Below are 16944 nucleotides of genomic sequence, written 5' to 3' on the forward strand. Positions count from 1 at the left end.
CTGCTGGGGACGCCAGACACCTGGCCGGTCGGCATACCGATCTCCTCCTTCAGGTCTTGGGGTTTCCTTCAACAAGTACCAGACGACCGAAGGCCTGAAACGGTTGACCTGTCAGAAGGTGCCCCTTTGTCTCAACTGCCCAGCGTCACGTGCAGGATGCGGTCGTCGCCGTCCCGCGAGTCGCCGCGCCCGTCGGTGTTCGACGTCGTCAGCCACAACGAGCCGTCGGGCGCTGCCTCGACCGTGCGCAAGCGCCCGTACTGGTTGGTGAAGAAGGCCTGAGGCTCGCCGGTTCGCTTGCCGCCGGCAACAGGTATCGCCCAGAGCCGTTCGCCGCGCAGCGACGCCATGAAGACGTGCCCCTTCGCGAACGCGATCCCCGACGGCGACGCGTCGGCCGTGCGCCACTGCGCGATCGGATCGGTCATGCCGTCGAGCTGACTGATCCCCTCCGCGGCGGGCCAGCCGTAGTTCGTGCCGGGCGTGATCGCGTTGAGTTCGTCCCAGGTGTTCTGCCCGAACTCCGCGGCGTACAACTGGTCCCCGTCGAAGGCGAGCCCCTGCACGTTGCGGTGTCCCTTGCTGATCCACACCCGCCCGTCCGGGTTCCCCGGCGCGGCCTTGCCGTCGGTGGTGATCCGCAGGATCTTCCCACCCAGCGAGTTGTCGTCCTGCGAGGTGGGCCGGTCCGATCCGTCGCCGGTCCCCGCATACAAGAATCCGTCCGGCCCGAACCGCAGCCGTCCGCCGTTGTGGATCGCCGCCGCCGGAATCCCTTCCAGAATCACCTGCTGCTCCGACAACTTCCCGTCGCGGTAGGTGATCCGCGCGATCCGGTTGTCGTCGCCGCCCGAGTAGTACGCATAGATGTACGGCTTCCCCGGATACCCCGGATCCACCGCCAACCCCAGCAGCCCACCCTCCGACGAACTCTCCACCCCGTCGACGGTCCCGACCTCACTGACCTGTCCGCCCGAGACCCGCTTGATCTTCCCGGAGTCCCGCTCCGCCACCAACGCAGTCGAATCCGGCAGGAACGCCAACCCCCACGGCACCTCGATCCCGGTCGCGACAGTCGAGTCCACGGTCAGCTTCACCGCGCCCGCACCGCCGGGAACCGAGCCGCCGGCTGTCGGCGCCGAGGTCGGAACACTCGTCCCTGACCCGGTCGGCGTACCGTCGGAGCAACCCGCCGCCACCACCAGCGCGGCCGCCACCATCGCAGCCCGCCCGCCTCGCCCGACCCTCGTGCTGCTCACACCGTCTCCTCCGGTAGTCCTGCCCCATTACTACACCGCAGGTCAACGGGTGGTTCAGCTTCCCCAGGTGGGGCGGAGGGGGAAGTGGGCGTTGGAGTTGTCGTCGAGTTTTACGGCGAGGACCTGGTGGAGTTGGGTGTTGTTGCGTTCGAAGCCGACGCGGCAGGCGGCCAGGTAGAGGCCCCAGATCTTGGCGGTGGGGTAGCCGACTTCGGCGACGGCCTCGTCCCAGTGGGTGACGAGGTTGTCCGACCAGGCGGCCAAGGTGAGGGCGTAGTGCTCGCGGAGGTTCTCCTCGTGGCGGACCTCGAAGCCGGCGTCCTGGGCCTCGGCGATGATGCGGCCGGAGCCGATCAGCTCGCCGTCGGGGAAGATGTAGCGGTCGATGAACGCGCCGGTGGAGCGATAGCGGTTGTCGGGCCGGGTGATCGAGTGGTTCAGCAGCCGCCCGCCGGGACGGAGCCGGTCCAGCAGGAAGCCGAAGTACGACGGGTAGTTGCGCACGCCGATGTGTTCGGTCAGCCCGATCGAGCTGATCGCGTCGAAATCGCGTTCCGGTACGTCGCGGTAGTCCAGGAACCGTACTTCGGCCAGCTTCGCCAGCCCCTCGCGCTCGATCGCCTCGGTGGCCCATTCCGCCTGCGCCGCCGACAACGTGACGCCCAGCGCCCGCACGCCGTACTCGCGAGCCGCGTGCCGGACCATGCCGCCCCAGCCGCAGCCCACGTCGAGGAGCCGCATCCCGGGCTTCAGGTCCAGCTTCCGCGCGACCAGGTCGTACTTCTCGTACTGCGCCTGCTCGAGCGACGCGTCCGCGGTCGGGTAGACCGCACACGTGTAGGTCATCGACGGCCCGAGGATGTACTCGTAGAACCGGTTCGACACGTCGTAGTGATGGTGGATCGCCGCCCGGTCTCGCGCCTTCGAGTGGCGCAGCCCTTCGAAGGTACGGCGCCACTTCGGCAGGTGCTCCTGCGGCGGGGGAGGCGGCGGCTTCAGGTGACTCCACCCGAGCCCGCGGACGATCCGCAGCGCCTCCGCCGTCGTCGGCCGCTCGAAGTGCAGCTGATTGAGCATCATCCGCATCAGGCCGTACGGGTTGCCCTCGTGGATGCCGGTGATCTCCAGATCGCCCATCACGTACGCGCGCACCAGCCCGAGGTCACCGGGTGCGGTGAGGACGTAGGACAGCCCGCGCTCGTTGCCCAGGTGCATGTGGATCGGCGAGTCCTCGGGCCCGGTCGCGCTGCCGTCGTACGCCGTGAAGCGGAACGGCAGCCCGCCCGGGGTCACCGTTGTGAGTGCGTCCGCAATCGAAACCTGGGTCGCAAGCGTCGTCATCGGAGTAGTTGCGGGCGAACACCGTCCTGGAGGACGGGGAGGAACCGCAACTCCCTCCCTTCGCGTGTTAGGGACTGTCGGTCCCGGCTGATTGAATCTGTTCCGTGTCCCGCTTTCGTCTTGCCCCGAGTCCGGAACAGGAGACGGCATTGCTCGGGCACTGCACACATGCCAGATACGTCTGGAACCTGGCTTTGGAGCAGTGGTCCATGTGGTCGGCGGGACGCCGCAGCTACCCACCGCGGTACGTGCAGCAGGCGCGGCAGCTGACCGAGGCCAGGGCCGCCAGCGAGTGGTTGCGGGCCGGGTCGCAGACGGTGCAGCAGCAGGCGTTGCGGGATTTCGACCAGGCCGTCACGAACTTCTACGGTGGCACCCACCGCCGACCCACTTGGCGCAAGGCCGGGATCCACGAGGGGTTCCGGATCGTCGGCCCGCAAGCCGGACGGGTGGAGAAGCTGAACCGCAAGTGGGCCCGGGTCCTGGTGCCGAAGGTCGGCTGGGTGAAGTTCCGGCTGTCCGGGCCGCTGCCTGACGCGAAGTCGTACCGGGTCAGCCGTGACCGTTCCGGCCGCTGGCACATCGCGTTCGCGGTGGTGCCCGAGCCCATCCCGGGACCGGGTACCGGGGAGGTTGTCGGGGTGGATCTTGGTGTGACTGTGTCGGCCGCGCTGTCCACGGGTGAGAAGCTGGCCGTGCCGACCCTGACGCGTGGCGAGAAGGCCCGGCTGCGGAAGCTGCAACAGCGTCTGTCCCGTGCCCGCAGCGGCAGCAACCGCCGCTCCAGGACCAAGGCTGCGATTGCCCGGCTGAAGGCGCGGAAGGCGGATCGGCGCAAGGATTGGGTCGAGCAGATCAGCACCCGCCTGGCCCGCGAGTTCGATGTGATCCGGGTCGAGGACCTGCGCATCGTCCAGATGACGCGCTCGGCCAAGGGCACGGTCGACAACCCCGGAAGCCGGGTGCGGCAGAAGGCCGGACTGAACCGGGGCATCCTGGCCAGCGGCTGGGGCCGGCTCGTTCAGCGGCTGGAGCACAAGGCCGCCGGCCGGGTCGAGAAGATTCCGGCGGCGTACACCTCTCAGACGTGTTCGCGGTGCGGGACCAGGGATCGGGAGGCGCGCGAGAGCCAAGCCGTCTTCCGCTGCCGGTCTTGCAACTACACTACGAACGCCGACGTGAACGCTGCTGTCAACATCGCGGCCGGACGGGCCGTGAACGCACGTGGAGCGACAGCGGTACCGGTCGCTGAGAAGCGTGAACCTCAACTCCCTACCTCCGCGTAGCTGAGTTGGAACCCCCGTCGTTTGCCGGCGGGGAGGACGTCAACGGCGTGTCACCGCCTTCTCGTAGAGCCCGGTGAGCCGGGCGTCCGGGTCGTAGCGTTTCTTCACCTCGTCCCAGGCCGGGACGTTGTAGAGCGTGCCGAAGGTGTCGCGGTCGTAGTACGCGTCGGAGTACAGCGACTTGTGGCCGCCGAACTCGGTGACCGCGGCCTCGATCCGCCGGTTGACGTCGCCGTCCGCGGCGCCCGGGGCGATCGGTACGGTGCCCCAGAAACCGACATTGACGTAGGTCTCGCCGGGCCGCAGCGGATACAGCGGCCACGCCGACGACCCGCGCAGCCGCAGCGGGCACAGCCAGACCGGCCGCATCCCCACCTCGGCGTCGAACCAACGCAGGAAGTCCGCCAGCCGATCGACCGGGATCTCCACGTCCTGCACCACGCGTTCGCGATCCGGCTTCCCGCGGCGGCGGTTCAGCCGCGCCGCGACCTGGTGCCGGTTCTCGAAGCCGACGATCTTGTGGAACACGTCGCTACGCCGCCACCGCTTCGGCCACAACCGCCGTACGACGGGCTTCTGCGCGCCGAAGGCCGCGGAACACCAGAACCAGTCGGTGTCCCACCGCCACAGGTAGTCGTGCGCAGTGAGAAAGTCCTTCTGCCGCTGCTGGATCGACCGGTAGTAGATCTGCTGACCGGTGTAGTCGCTGGTCCGTACGGCGGCGTCGCTGTTCCGCCCGAGCGTGAGGTACGCCTCCGACGGGCTGAACGCGACCCCGTCGACGAAGTGCACCGGCTCGCCGTCGTACATGCTGTCGGCAACAATCGTGGCGATCGCGGGCGCCAGCTCGTCGAGCCCGAGGCGGACGTGCCGAAGAGCGACGTACGGCGAGATGCGGTCGAGCTCGATCCGCAGCCGGGTGGCGTAGCCGAGCGTGCCGTACGAGTTCGGGAACACCCGGAAGAGGTCGGCGTGCTCGCCCTCGGGACGCGCCGTGACGAGCTCGCCGGCGCCGGTCAGGACGTCCAGCTCGAGCACCGACTCGTGCGGGAGACCGGCGCGGAACGACGACGACTCGATGCCGAGCCCGGTGACCGCGCCGCCGAGCGTGATCGTCCTCAGCTGCGGCACGACCATCGGCGTCAGCCCGTGCGGGAGGGTCGCCGCGACCAGGTCCTCGTACGTGCACATGCCCTGCACGTCCGCCGTGCGCCCGGTGGGATCGACGCTGATCACGCCGGTCAGCTTCGAGACGTCCAGCCCCGGGCGGTCGATCTCGGTGCGCGGGCGGAAGAGGTTCGAGGTGCGCTTCGCCAGCCGGACGGGCTCGCCGCGCGGGATCCGCTCGTAGGACTCCCGCAGCCGCCCGACGGCCTGATCGTGCGCGACCACCGCCGCCACATCCGATGTCGAAGGCACCGATCCAGAGTACGACCACCCCGGATGTCTGGCACGGAGTTCAAAACTGTCCGGGGCCGCGAGTAAGTTCTGTCACATGGCTGATGTGGTGAAGGCATGGCTCCCGTGGGAGGACCCCGAGGGGTTCCTCGGCGGCGTGCCCGCGGGGTTCGACGTGGATTTCTACTCCGGTGGCGAGCGGCCGAAGTCGCTCGAGGAGGTGGAGTTCTACGTGCCGAGCTACATGGGCGGCGGCGACGTGTTCGACGTCGTCCGCGAGATGCCGGCGCTGAAGGTCGTGCAGCTGCAGACGGCCGGGTTCGAGCACGTACAGTCGCGGCTCGCCGAGGGCGTGACCTTGTGCAACGCGCGCGGCGTGCACGACGCGTCCACGGCCGAGCTGGCGGTCGGGCTGATCCTGGCGGCGTACCGGAACCTTCCGCGTGCCGTCCGTGACCAGGAGCAGCAGGTCTGGCCCGGCTCGTACGACGAGGTCGACGACTCGCTCGCGGACCGGACCGTGCTGATCCTCGGGTACGGCGCGATCGGCGAGGCGCTCGAGCGGCGGCTGACCGGGTTCGAGTGCGACGTGATCCGGGTCGCGCGGCGGGAGCGGGACGGCGTACACCCGATCTCGGCGCTGCCCGAGTTGCTGCCCCGCGCGGACGTCGTCGTCCTGCTCACCCCCGCGACGCCGGAGACGAAGCGGATGGTGGACGCGAAGTTCCTGGCGCGGATGAAGGACGGCGCGCTGCTGGTGAACGTCGCGCGCGGTGTCGTCGTGGACACGGACGCGTTGCTGGCCGAGCTCGGGACGCGGCGGATCAGGGCCGCCCTCGACGTGACCGACCCCGAGCCGTTGCCCGCCGGACATCCGCTGTGGTCTGCTCCGAACGTACTGATCAATCCGCACCGCGGCGGCGCCTCGACGGCGTTCGCGCCGCGGGTCGCCAGGCTGGTGCGGGCGCAGCTGGAGCGCTACGCGTCCGGGGAACCGTTGATCAATGTGGTGGCAGGTCCGCCACGCTAGGAGGGGACGACGATGTCCGAGACCGTACTGCTGATCGGCACCAAGAAGGGGCTCTGGATCGGCCGGAGCGACGCTGCCCGTAAGGACTGGCGGCTCGACGGGCCGGTGCCGGAGTTCGAGATGCAGGGCGTGTACGCCGTGGGCATCGACACCCGTGGTGACCAGCCCCGCCTGTTCGTGGGCGGCACGAGCGAACACTGGGGTCCGGCCGTGTTCCACTCCGACGATCTGGGCAAGACCTGGGCCGAGCCGCCGGAAGGCTCGATCGGGTTCCCGGCCGACGCCGAGGCCTCGCTCGAGCGCGTCTGGCAGATCCAGCCGGGCCCCGCCGGCCAGCCGGGTGTCGTCTACGCCGGGTCCGAGCCGCAGGCGCTGTGGAAGTCGACCGACGGCGGCGTGACGTTCGAGCTGGTCCGCGGGCTGTGGGACCACCCGCACCGGTCCGAATGGGGCGCCGGCTTCGGCGGCGCGGCCATCCACACCGTCGTGCCGCACTCGACCGATCCCGCGCGGGTGAGTGTGGCGATGTCCACCGGCGGCGTCTACCAGACCGCCGACGGCGGTACGACGTGGTCCCCGGCGAACAAGGGCATCCAGGCCAAGTTCTTCCCGGATCCGTTCCCGGAGTTCGGGCAATGCGTCCACAAGCTGACCGCACACCCCGACGCACCCGAGCGGATGTTCGCGCAGAACCACCACGGCGTGTACCGGTCGGACGACGGCGGCGCGGTCTGGAAGTCGATCGCGGACGGCCTGCCGTCCGACTTCGGGTTCCCGATCGTGGTGCACCCGCACGAGCCCGAGACCGTGTACGTGTTCCCGCTGGTCGCCGACGCGAACCGGATCCCCACCGACGCACAGTGCCGGGTCTTCCGGTCGCGGGACGCCGGCGACACCTGGGAGCCGCTGTCCGCGGGCCTGCCCGACGTGTCCTACGCGCCGGTGCTCCGGGACGCCATGACCACCGACACCGCCGATCCGGCCGGTGTGTACGTCGGCACGCGGGACGGCTGCGCCTACGCGAGCGCCGACGCCGGCGACACCTGGGTCGAGGTCGCGAGCCACCTGCCCGACGTCCTGACGGTGCGCGCCGCGGTCGTGGGATGACGGAGACCGGAATGACGGAACCAGACAGGACGGGGCCAGGGACGACCGGAAGCACGGCGGGAAGTGCGACGGCGGGGAGTGCGGCGGCGGGGAGCGTGACGGTCGCGGTCCGGTTGCCGACCGTGCTGCGGCCGTTCGCCGGTGGTGCCGAACGGGTGGAGGTCGAGGTCGACGGTCCACCGACCGTCACCTCGGTCTTCGCCGCGCTCGAAGGGCAGCACCCGGCGCTGCGCCGCCGCCTGACCGACGAGCAGGGCGCGGTCCGGCGGCACGTGAACATCTACCTCGGCAACGACAACATCCGCGACCTCTCCGGCCTGCAGACCGAACTCGCCGACGGCGACGAGCTCCTCGTCCTACCGAGCGTCGCCGGCGGCTGAGGGAGAGGTTGGGGCGGCTCCTCGTGCAGTTTGCGGGAGGGCGGCGGCTGAAAAGAGGTTGCGGCCGCCGCTACCGTCGGGCGGATGAGCAACGTCCTCCTCCTGACCGGCCCGTCCGGCTCGGGCAAGACGACCGTGGCCCGACTCGTCGCCACCGGCGCGCTGCGTCCGACGATGCACGTGACGACCGACGAGTTCTACCGCGGCATCCGGACCGGGTTCGTCGCGCCGTACCTGCCCGGCGCCCAGCGCCAGAACGAGGTGGTCGTCGACGCGATCGTCGCCACGGTCACTGTCTACGCGCGCGGCGGGTACGACGTGGTGGTCGACGGCATCATCGGGCCGTGGTTCCTGGAGCCGTTCCGCAAGGCCGCGGCGGCGGGGGAGTGGACGATGTCGTACGTCGTACTGCGGCCCGATCTCGGAACGACGTTGCGGCGCGGCCAGGACCGTCCCGCGTCCGAACTGACCGACGCGGACGCCCTCACCGGGTTGCACGGGGCCTTCGCGGACCTCGGCCCGCTCGAGCCCCACGCGATCGACACCACCCGGCTCGACCCCGAGCAAACCGCCGCCGAAGTCCGCAAAGCCGTTGCCTCCGGCCACTACCTGCTCAACGCACCGAGCGCCTGACTCGCAGCGCCACCCGTCAGCACCGGCCGTTGGCGCTGACTTCAGTGTCTGAATAGGCGGAGGCCGGTTGCGGACCAGGTGATACCGGCCTTCGCGCAGGCGGCGGCGACCTCGGGGGATCGGATCGAACCGCCCGGCTCGGCGATGTGTGTCACGCCGTACCGCTGGGCCTCCTCGACGTTGTCGGCGAACGGCAGCGCGCCGTCGGAGACCATCGTCACGCCGGTCAGCGGTTCGCTCGACCGGCGTGACCACCACAGCCGCGCTTTCTCGCCCGCCAGCCGCGTACAGTCCACCCGCGACTGCTGCCCGGCGCCGACCCCGATCGTCATGCCGTCCTTCACCATCACGACCGTGTTCGACTGCGTGTAACGGGCCACGATCATCCCGAGCACGGCGTCGTCCGGGAGGTCGTGCGGCATCGGCAAGGCGTCCCGCTGCTGCGTCAGCCGCACGCCGTACACCTCGCGAACCTCCTCCGCCGGCGGCTCGAACTCCGCGTCCGCCTCGAGCACCAGGTACGTCGCCCGCTTCTTCGCCGCCAGCACGTCGACCACGCCGTCGTCGTACCCGGGCGCGATGATCCCGTCCGACACGACCCGCTTCAGCAATCCGGCCAGCTCCAGGTCCACCGGATGCGAGACCGCCACGAAGTCGCCGTACGACGACTTCGGATCGGCGTCCCGCGCCCGGGCGTAAGCGTCCGCCACCGTCTCGCCCAGCGCGGCCCCCGCGGGCGACACATGCTTGTACGACGCCGAGGCCGGCACGCCGAACCTCCGCGCCGCCTCGCGCACGAGCTGCCAACCGGTCAGCGCATCGAGGATGTTGATGTACGACGGCCCGCCCGAAACCACCGCGAACGGCGGGCGGCCGAGCGGGGTGATCGTGGCCTGTTGGTGAGGATTCATGCCGTACCGCAGACGCATCGCGACCTCCGACTAAATCGGAGGCGCCCAGGCGGACGACGCCTTGCTGTGTGCTCCCCGGTGGTGATCCACCCTCGCCAGTCGCGGCGCCAGCCTACCTGCACACCTACTTGGTGGCGCGCACGACCAGCAGCCGGGACTCGTCCGTCAACGGTTGGCCCTGCCAACCACCGTCGACGACCACTTCGGAGAACCCGGCCCGCGTGAGCTCGGCCGTGATCTCGTCCGCGGACCGGAAGTACAGGACGTTGCGGTAGACCGCGTCGTGCCCGTCCGGGAAGACGTTGTGCGCGTCGAACACCACCCGCCCGTCCGCGATCTCGATCAGCTCGAGCCACTCCTTCAGGTGCCCGGCCACCGTGTCCCGTTCCCCGTACGTCGCCTCGCTCGTCCACTGCTCCCACGCACGGGCCGCCGGGTTGCGCGACTCGAACGCGAACACCCCGCCGGGACGCACCGCGGCGGCCACCGCGCCGACCGCTGCCGCGTGCTCCGCGACGTGCATCATCGTGTTGCCGCTGCTGACCACGAGGTCGACGTCACCGGTGGGATCGACCGATCGGTGGTCCCCGTCGAGCCAGGTGACCGCGTCGGCGCCGGGCCGGCTGCGCGCGTAGCCGAGCATCGTCGGGCTCGGGTCGACGCCGATCACGACCCGCCCCGGCGCGACCAGCGAGCGCGTGAGCAGGCCGGTCCCGCAGCCGAAGTCCACGACCTTGCGGGCCCCCTCGGCCAGCGCCCGGTAGTACTCGTGGTCCTCGCCGGCCGGGTTGTCCAGGTCGTAGAGCTCCACCAGTCGCTCGTCGCCGTACGGATCGTCAGTCATCTGAGCAACAGTAGTTCTAAGACGGCCGTCTCAAAAAATGAGACACGGGTGGCCCGAACTTGACCCGGTCGCCGGTTGTCGGCGAATAATGCCTACATGCGATCGATTCTCCTCGTACTTGTGCGGCGCGCCGACTGACGCGACCACAGAGTCGAGCGCGCCCCCTTCAGCCCAACCCGGCGGAGGGGGTTTTTTGTTGCCAATGCGACTATCTGCGACCCAGTAGTGCGGCGGGAACGGCCACGAGCGAGGATGGATCGGTCGCGAAGCGTACATCGTGACTGACTGAGGGAAGGCGCACTCATGAGTGAGCAGCTGACCGGGGCACAGGCTCTGATCCGCGCACTGGAACATGCCGGAGTCGACACCGTCTTCGGTATCCCGGGTGGCGCGATCCTCCCGGCGTACGACCCGATGCTCGACTCGACCCAGATCCGCCACATCCTGGTACGTCACGAGCAGGGGGCCGGCCACGCCGCCCAGGGCTACGCCGCGGCGTCCGGCAAGGTCGGCGTCTGTATGGCGACCTCCGGCCCGGGCGCGACCAACCTGGTGACCCCGATCGCCGACGCGTACATGGACTCGGTGCCGCTGGTGGCGATCACCGGCCAGGTCGCGAGTGCCGCGATCGGCACGGACGCCTTCCAGGAGGCGGACATCCGCGGCATCACGATGCCGATCACCAAGCACAACTTCCTGGTGAACGACCCGAACGACATCGCCACCACGATCGCCGAGGCGTTCCACATCGCTTCGACCGGCCGGCCCGGCCCGGTGCTGGTCGACGTGACCAAGGACGCGATGCAGGCGCTGGTCGACTTCCAGTGGCCGACCGAGCTCTCGCTGCCCGGCTACCGGCCGGTGACCCGCCCGCACCCCAAGCAGGTGCGCGAGGCGGCCCGGCTGATCGTCGCCGCCGAGAAGCCGGTGCTGTACGTCGGCGGCGGCGTGATCCGCGCCCACGCCCACGCCGAGCTGAAGGAGCTGGCCGAACTGCTCGGCATCCCGGTCGTCACGACCCTGATGGCCCGCGGCGCACTCCCGGACACGCACGAGCTGCACTTCGGCATGCCGGGCATGCACGGCTCGGTCTCGGCGGTCGGCGCCCTGCAGCGCTCCGACCTGCTGATCACGCTCGGCGCCCGCTTCGACGACCGCGTGACCGGGCGGCTCGACTCGTTCGCGCCGGAGGCGAAGGTCATCCACGCCGACATCGACCCGGCGGAGATCGGCAAGAACCGGGCGGCCGACGTGCCGATCGTGGGCGACTGCAAGGAGGTCATCTCCGACCTGATCGCGGCCCTGAAGACCGAGATCGGGAACTCTGGCCGCACCCCGTCGTACGAGGCCTGGCGCAAGCAGCTCGAAGGTGTCCGCGCCCGGTACCCGCTGGGGTACGACGAGCCCGAGGACGGCACGCTGTCGCCGCAGCACGTGATCCAGCGGATCGGCCAGATCGCCGGACCGGACGCCGTGTACACCGCGGGCGTCGGCCAGCACCAGATGTGGTCCGCGCACTTCCTGCCGTTCGAGAAGCCCGGCCACTGGCTGAACTCCGGTGGCCTCGGCACCATGGGGTACGCCGTGCCGGCCGCGATGGGCGCCAAGGTCGCGCGCCCGGACAAGACCGTGTGGGCGATCGACGGCGACGGCTGCTTCCAGATGACCAACCAGGAGCTCGTCACCTGCGCGCTCGAGGGCATCCCGATCAAGGTCGCCGTGATCAACAACCAGTCGCTGGGCATGGTCCGGCAGTGGCAGACGCTGTTCTACGACAAGCGCTACTCCAACACCGACCTGCACTCGGCCCGGATCCCGGACTTCGCCAAGCTGGCCGAGGCGATGGGCGGTGTCGGGCTGCGCTGCACGGACAAGGACTCGGTCGACGCCACCATCGAGAAGGCGATGACGGTCACCGACGCGCCGGTCGTGGTCGACTTCGTCGTGCACCGGGACGCGATGGTGTGGCCGATGGTCGCCGCCGGCGTCAGCAACGACGAGATCCAGATCGCCCGCGACATGGCCCCGACGTGGGACAGCGAGGAAATGTGATGTCCAAGCACACACTGAGCATCCTGGTCGAGAACAAGCACGGTGTGCTGGCCCGGGTGGCCGCGTTGATCTCGCGCCGCGGGTTCAACATCGACTCCCTCGCGGTCGGTCCGACCGAGCATCCCGAGGTGTCCCGGATGACCATCGCGGTCAGCGTGGACGAACAGCCTCTCGAGCAGATCACCAAGCAGCTCAACAAGCTCGTGAACGTGATCAAGATCGTCGAGCTCGAGCCCAGCCAGACGGTTCAGCGCGAACTGCTGCTGGTCAAGGTCAAGGCGGACACCCTGACCCGCGGACAGGTGCTGGAGACCGTCCAGCTCTTCCGTGCGAAGGTGGTGGACGTGGCACCGGACGCGATCACGATCGAGGCGACCGGCAATCCCGAGAAACTCGAAGCCATGCTCCGGGTGCTGGAACCCTTCGGCGTCCGCGAGCTGGTGCAGTCCGGCATGGTGGCGATCGGCCGCGGCAGCCGCTCCATCTCCGACCGCACGCTGCGCCCGGTCCCGGTGCCGCCGCCGCACGTGCAGTCCGGACCGCCGAACGTTCAGGCGCGACCCGCCGAGCGCCCGCACCCGGTACCGGCGCCGCCGCCGGGCCGTACCGCCGCCGCCGTACCGAATCAAAACTAAGGAGAAGTGCCCGAAGTGGCTGCTGAAATGTTCTACGACGACAACGCCGACCTGTCGGTGATCCAGGGCCGGCACGTGGCCGTCCTCGGCTACGGCTCCCAGGGCCACGCCCACGCGCTCTCGCTGCGCGACTCCGGCGTCGACGTCCGGGTCGGTCTGCCGGAGGGCTCGAAGAGCCGCGCCAAGGCCGAGGCACAGGGCCTGCGGGTCGTCACGCCGGCCGAGGCCTGCGAGGAGGCCGACGTGATCGTCGTGCTCGCTCCGGACCCGGCGCAGCGCAAGCTCTACACGGAGGCCATCGAGCCGAACCTGGTCGACGGCGACGCGCTGGTCTTCGGGCACGGCTTCAACATCCGGTTCGGCTACATCAAGCCGCCGGCGGGTGTGGACGTGTTCATGGTCGCCCCGAAGGGCCCGGGCCACCTGGTCCGCCGCGAGTACTCCGAGGGTCGCGGCGTACCGGTGCTGGTAGCGGTCGAGCAGGACGCGACCGGCAAGGCGTGGGACCTGGCGCTCTCGTACGCCAAGGGCATCGGCGGCCTGCGGGCCGGCGGTATCAAGACCACCTTCACCGAGGAGACCGAGACCGACCTGTTCGGTGAGCAGGCCGTCCTCTGCGGTGGCGTGTCGGCGCTGATCCAGGCCGGCTTCGAGACGCTGACCGAGGCCGGGTACCAGCCCGAGGTCGCCTACTTCGAGTGCCTGCACGAGCTCAAGCTGATCGTCGACCTGATCTACGAAGGCGGCATCGCCAAGCAGCGCTGGTCGGTCTCCGACACCGCCGAGTACGGCGACTACGTGTCCGGCCCGCGGATCATCGACGCGTCGGTGAAGGCGCGGATGAAGGAGGTGCTCGCGGACATCACCGACGGCACCTTCGCGGCCCGCTTCATCGCCGACCAGGACGCCGGCGCGCCGGAGTTCGCCGAGTTCCGCAAGCAGAGCGAGTCGCACCCGATCGAGGCCGTCGGCAAGGAACTGCGCGGCCTGATGGCGTGGGTCAAGTCCCACGACGAGGACTACGTCGAGGGCACCGCGGCCCGCTGACGAACCAGCACTCAGGGCCCGGACCATCCAGGTGGATGGTCCGGGCCCTTGTGTTTGACACAATGTGTGACGAGTCTGGACCGGATCGGTGAGTGGGGGAGGTGAGCAGGTCGTGGAGGACGGCAGGAACGGGCTGCCGCGACCGCCTCGGCGGGTCCCGGCCGATGCCGGGACGCTCACCCAGTTGGAGGCCCCGAGCCGGCCTGCGCACCCGTCCGAGCCGCAGCCGCGGCAGCCGTGGATCTTCGGCCGGTTCCTGGCCGGGGTCCTCGTCCTGGCGGTGATCGTGGCGGGCGGCGCCGGCGCGGGCTGGTTCGTCCGGCAGCAGAGCCTGCGCATCGACACCGCCGACGTACTGCAGACCGTCGGTCCGGCCGTCGTCCGCGTGCTGGCCACGACGTGCGCCGGCAGCGGCGAGGCGTCCGGGGTGCTGGTCGAGGGCGGCCGGGTACTGACCGCGACGTCCGCGGTCGAGCAGCCGAAGTCGATCGTGATCGTGGCGCCGGACGGGCGGATCCGGCGGGCGAACCTGCTCGCCACCAGCCCGGACGGAGTCGCCGTCCTGCAGGCGATCGGGTTCGACGAGACGCCGCTGTCCGTACCGCCGACGGATCCCGACCCGATGGCGGAGCGGGCGCTGGTCGGCCACACGGCAGCGGGCAAGCAGGTCGTCAACGCGGTCGGCTCGGCAGCCGACCCGGAGCCGTTGAGCCAGTTCATGAACGCCGCCAAGCTGGGCGGTCCCGTCGTCGACAAGTCCGGCGGACTCGTCGGCGTGGTCGTCGGCGACACCGTCCAGGCGAGCACGATCGTCGGCCTCGGCAAGCTCCGCGGGTACCTCGCTCCGGCGCCGACGGGCCTCACCGTCGCGGCGGGCGGGAGTTGCGAGCAGTCACGTGGTCCGCAGGCCGCGATCGTCCCGCAGCTGCAGGTCGCCGGCACAGCACCGGCGGTCGAGGCCCAGCGGCTGCTCGGCAACTACCTCACCCTGGAGAACCAGAAGGACTTCCGCGCGCTGCAGTCGCTGTACTCGAAGGGGCTGGCCAGGTCCTTGACCGAGGACCGGGACCGCAGGAGCCATCTGACCTCGTACTTCTTCAACCCGGAGCTCACCGACGTGGGTCCGGACGCGTCGTACGCGCGAGTGTCGTTCAACGTACTGTTCGCACCCACCGCACAGGGCGCCGCCGGCCGGAACTGCAACCGGCTGGACCTTCGGTACCAACTGGTCCGCGAGAACGGCAAACTGGTGATCGAGAAGGCCACCCAGATGTCGGATCCGGTCAGCTGTGACACCGACTGACCGCCATGCGGGTCCCCGCACGCGCCGGATGGCGGACGGGGTACCATCGAGTCAGCGGGCACAGCGCGGTGCTCTGTTCTTGATGAGCCCCTACCGCTTCTGCAGGAGATTCCTCCATGACTGACGTAAACCGGCCCGTCGTCCTGATCGCCGAAGAGCTCAGCCCGGCCACGGTCGAGGCGCTCGGCCCCGACTTCGAGATCCGGCAGACCAACGGCGCCGACCGCGCCGAGCTGCTGCCGGCCATCGCCGACGTCGACGCCATCCTGATCCGCAGCGCCACCAAGGTCGACGCCGAGGCGCTGGCCGCCGCGAAGAAGCTGAAGGTCGTCGCCCGCGCCGGTGTCGGCCTGGACAACGTGGACGTCAAGGCGGCCACCCAGGCCGGTGTGATGGTCGTGAACGCCCCGACCTCCAACATCACCAGCGCCGCCGAGCTCGCGGTCGCCCTGCTGCTCGCCTCCGCGCGCCGCGTCCCGGCCGCGAACGAGTCGCTGAAGAAGGGCGAGTGGAAGCGCAGCAAGTACTCCGGTGTCGAGCTGTTCGAGAAGACCGTCGGCATCGTCGGCCTCGGCAAGATCGGCGTCCTGGTCGCGCAGCGGCTGGCCGCCTTCGGCATGAACGTGATCGCCTACGACCCCTACGTGCAGGCCGGCCGGGCCGCGCAGATGGGCGTCCGGCTCGCGACCCTGGACGAGCTGCTGGCCTCCAGTGACTTCATCTCGGTGCACCTGCCGAAGACCCCGGAGACCATCGGCCTGATCGGCGACGAGCAGCTGCACAAGGTCAAGCCCGAGGTCATCATCGTGAACGCGGCCCGCGGCGGCATCGTCGACGAGCAGGCGCTGTACAGCGCGCTCAAGGAGGGCCGGGTGGCCGGCGCCGGGCTGGACGTGTTCGCGTCCGAGCCGTGCACCGACTCGCCGCTGTTCGAGTTCGAGAACGTCGTCGTCACGCCGCACCTCGGCGCCTCCACCGACGAGGCGCAGGAGAAGGCCGGTATCGCGGTGGCCAAGTCGGTCCGGCTCGCACTGTCGGGCGAGCTGGTCCCGGACGCGGTCAACGTCCAGGGCGGTGTGATCGCGGAGGACGTCCGCCCCGGCATCCAGCTGACCGAGAAGCTCGGCCGGATCTTCACCGCGCTGGCCGGTGGCGTCGCGCAGCAGCTCGACGTCGAGGTCCGCGGCGAGATCACGCAGTACGACGTGAAGGTTCTCGAGCTCGCGGCGCTCAAGGGTGTCTTCGCCGATGTGGTCGAGGACAACGTCTCGTACGTGAACGCGCCGCTGCTGGCGGCCGAGCGGGGCCTCGAGGTCCGGCTCGTCACCGACCACGACAGCCCCGAGCACCGCAACCTGATCACCCTGCGCGGCACGCTCGCCGACGGCGCCCAGGTGTCCGTGTCGGGCACGCTGGTCGGCGTCCGGCAGTCGGAGCGGCTGGTCGAGATCGACGGGTTCGACGTCGAGATCGAGCTCGCCGCGCACCTGGCGTTCCTCACCTACGAGGACCGTCCGGGCATCGTCGGCCAGGTCGGCCGCATCCTCGGCGACGCCGACGTGAACATCGCCGGCATGCAGGTCAGCCGCGACCGCAAGGGCGGCAAGGCCCTGGTCGCGCTGTCGGTCGACTCGGCCATCGCCCCGGCCGTCCTCGACGACATCAGCGCCGCCGTCCAGGCCGACACGGCCCGCACCGTCGATCTCGAGGCCTAGTCA

The 16944-nt window shown here is 69.9% G+C and carries 15 protein-coding genes and 1 riboswitch; of the genes, 10 read left to right on the forward strand and 5 right to left on the reverse strand.

Annotation, left to right across the window (positions count from 1 at the left end; genetic code table 11):
- Window positions 1-131: 131 nt before the first annotated feature.
- Window positions 132-1259: a PQQ-dependent sugar dehydrogenase gene (locus BJY22_RS18260; protein WP_337758766.1), complete on the reverse strand. Its 1128-nt coding sequence runs from the start codon at window positions 1257-1259 to the stop codon at window positions 132-134.
- Window positions 1260-1313: 54 nt separating this feature from the next.
- On the reverse strand, window positions 1314-2600 hold the full coding sequence (locus BJY22_RS18265) for a class I SAM-dependent methyltransferase (protein WP_167208354.1): 1287 nt from the start codon (window positions 2598-2600) through the stop codon (window positions 1314-1316).
- A gap of 104 nt (window positions 2601-2704) precedes the next feature.
- Between BJY22_RS18265 and BJY22_RS18270 the strand changes: the two genes are divergently transcribed.
- Complete coding sequence (locus tag BJY22_RS18270) at window positions 2705-3886, forward strand: RNA-guided endonuclease TnpB family protein (protein ID WP_167208356.1); 1182 nt, start codon at window positions 2705-2707, stop codon at window positions 3884-3886.
- Window positions 3887-3925: 39 nt separating this feature from the next.
- Here BJY22_RS18270 and BJY22_RS18275 read toward each other — a convergent pair whose 3' ends face one another.
- The gene (locus BJY22_RS18275) at window positions 3926-5305 is read right to left on the reverse strand and encodes an FAD-binding oxidoreductase (protein WP_337758767.1); all 1380 of its coding nucleotides are present in this window, start codon (window positions 5303-5305) and stop codon (window positions 3926-3928) included.
- A 76-nt stretch (window positions 5306-5381) separates the two neighbouring features.
- Between BJY22_RS18275 and BJY22_RS18280 the strand changes: the two genes are divergently transcribed.
- The 4 genes from BJY22_RS18280 (at window position 5382) to BJY22_RS18295 (ending at window position 8434) form a co-directional block, all read left to right on the forward strand.
- On the forward strand, window positions 5382-6314 hold the full coding sequence (locus BJY22_RS18280; RefSeq protein ID WP_167208358.1) for a 2-hydroxyacid dehydrogenase: 933 nt from the start codon (window positions 5382-5384) through the stop codon (window positions 6312-6314).
- Window positions 6315-6326: 12 nt separating this feature from the next.
- Complete coding sequence (locus tag BJY22_RS18285; protein WP_167208360.1) at window positions 6327-7421, forward strand: WD40/YVTN/BNR-like repeat-containing protein; 1095 nt, start codon at window positions 6327-6329, stop codon at window positions 7419-7421.
- An 11-nt stretch (window positions 7422-7432) separates the two neighbouring features.
- A complete protein-coding gene (locus BJY22_RS18290; protein WP_202891165.1) occupies window positions 7433-7801 on the forward strand; it encodes a ubiquitin-like small modifier protein 1 in 369 nt (122 codons plus the stop codon).
- 84 nt (window positions 7802-7885) lie between these two features.
- The gene (locus BJY22_RS18295; protein WP_167208361.1) at window positions 7886-8434 is read left to right on the forward strand and encodes an AAA family ATPase; all 549 of its coding nucleotides are present in this window, start codon (window positions 7886-7888) and stop codon (window positions 8432-8434) included.
- A 41-nt stretch (window positions 8435-8475) separates the two neighbouring features.
- Here the strand turns inward: BJY22_RS18295 and BJY22_RS18300 are convergent, their stop codons facing one another.
- Together BJY22_RS18300 and BJY22_RS18305 are read right to left on the reverse strand one after the other, a co-directional pair.
- Complete coding sequence (locus BJY22_RS18300; protein WP_167208363.1) at window positions 8476-9363, reverse strand: 5-aminoimidazole-4-carboxamide ribonucleotide transformylase; 888 nt, start codon at window positions 9361-9363, stop codon at window positions 8476-8478.
- Between the two features lie 18 nt (window positions 9364-9381).
- A riboswitch (ZMP/ZTP riboswitch) is annotated at window positions 9382-9458 on the reverse strand.
- A gap of 11 nt (window positions 9459-9469) precedes the next feature.
- A complete protein-coding gene (locus tag BJY22_RS18305; protein ID WP_167208365.1) occupies window positions 9470-10189 on the reverse strand; it encodes a class I SAM-dependent methyltransferase in 720 nt (239 codons plus the stop codon).
- Between the two features lie 303 nt (window positions 10190-10492).
- On the opposite strand from BJY22_RS18305, the gene BJY22_RS18310 reads away from it, so the two are divergent.
- The 5 genes from BJY22_RS18310 to serA all read left to right on the forward strand — a co-directional run bounded on the left by BJY22_RS18310 (window position 10493) and on the right by serA (window position 16941).
- Window positions 10493-12241 carry an acetolactate synthase large subunit gene (locus BJY22_RS18310; RefSeq protein WP_167208367.1) on the forward strand — a complete coding sequence of 583 codons (1749 nt, stop codon included), beginning with the start codon at window positions 10493-10495 and terminating at the stop codon, window positions 12239-12241.
- Entirely contained in the window at window positions 12241-12876 is a 636-nt protein-coding gene (gene ilvN, locus BJY22_RS18315) for an acetolactate synthase small subunit (RefSeq protein WP_475418532.1), read from the forward strand. The genes BJY22_RS18310 and ilvN overlap by 1 nt, the downstream gene beginning before the upstream one ends.
- Before the next feature lie 27 nt (window positions 12877-12903).
- The gene (gene ilvC / locus BJY22_RS18320; protein ID WP_167218380.1) at window positions 12904-13923 is read left to right on the forward strand and encodes a ketol-acid reductoisomerase; all 1020 of its coding nucleotides are present in this window, start codon (window positions 12904-12906) and stop codon (window positions 13921-13923) included.
- A gap of 112 nt (window positions 13924-14035) precedes the next feature.
- Window positions 14036-15226, forward strand: a complete 1191-nt coding sequence (locus BJY22_RS18325) for a trypsin-like peptidase domain-containing protein (protein WP_167208369.1) — start codon at window positions 14036-14038, stop codon at window positions 15224-15226.
- Window positions 15227-15342: 116 nt separating this feature from the next.
- Window positions 15343-16941, forward strand: a complete 1599-nt coding sequence (gene serA / locus BJY22_RS18330) for a phosphoglycerate dehydrogenase (RefSeq protein WP_167208372.1) — start codon at window positions 15343-15345, stop codon at window positions 16939-16941.
- The last annotated feature ends 3 nt before the right edge of the window (window positions 16942-16944 follow it).

This window comes from Kribbella shirazensis, from assembly GCF_011761605.1.
GTDB classification, from domain to species: Bacteria; Actinomycetota; Actinomycetes; order Propionibacteriales; family Kribbellaceae; genus Kribbella; species Kribbella shirazensis.

Bases quoted from the DNA above. Each gene is read 5' to 3' on its own strand.
- BJY22_RS18265 (WP_167208354.1), bottom strand. From the start codon at position 2,600: ATGACGACGCTTGCGACCCAGGTTTCGATTGCGGACGCACTCACAACG.
- BJY22_RS18280 (WP_167208358.1), top strand. From the start codon at position 5,382: ATGGCTGATGTGGTGAAGGCATGGCTCCCGTGGGAGGACCCCGAGGGG.
- BJY22_RS18285 (WP_167208360.1), top strand. From the start codon at position 6,327: ATGTCCGAGACCGTACTGCTGATCGGCACCAAGAAGGGGCTCTGGATC.
- BJY22_RS18290 (WP_202891165.1), top strand. From the start codon at position 7,433: ATGACGGAACCAGACAGGACGGGGCCAGGGACGACCGGAAGCACGGCG.
- BJY22_RS18295 (WP_167208361.1), top strand. From the start codon at position 7,886: ATGAGCAACGTCCTCCTCCTGACCGGCCCGTCCGGCTCGGGCAAGACG.
- BJY22_RS18300 (WP_167208363.1), bottom strand. From the start codon at position 9,363: ATGCGTCTGCGGTACGGCATGAATCCTCACCAACAGGCCACGATCACC.
- BJY22_RS18305 (WP_167208365.1), bottom strand. From the start codon at position 10,189: ATGACTGACGATCCGTACGGCGACGAGCGACTGGTGGAGCTCTACGAC.
- BJY22_RS18310 (WP_167208367.1), top strand. From the start codon at position 10,493: ATGAGTGAGCAGCTGACCGGGGCACAGGCTCTGATCCGCGCACTGGAA.
- ilvN (WP_475418532.1), top strand. From the start codon at position 12,241: ATGTCCAAGCACACACTGAGCATCCTGGTCGAGAACAAGCACGGTGTG.
- ilvC (WP_167218380.1), top strand. From the start codon at position 12,904: ATGTTCTACGACGACAACGCCGACCTGTCGGTGATCCAGGGCCGGCAC.
- serA (WP_167208372.1), top strand. From the start codon at position 15,343: ATGACTGACGTAAACCGGCCCGTCGTCCTGATCGCCGAAGAGCTCAGC.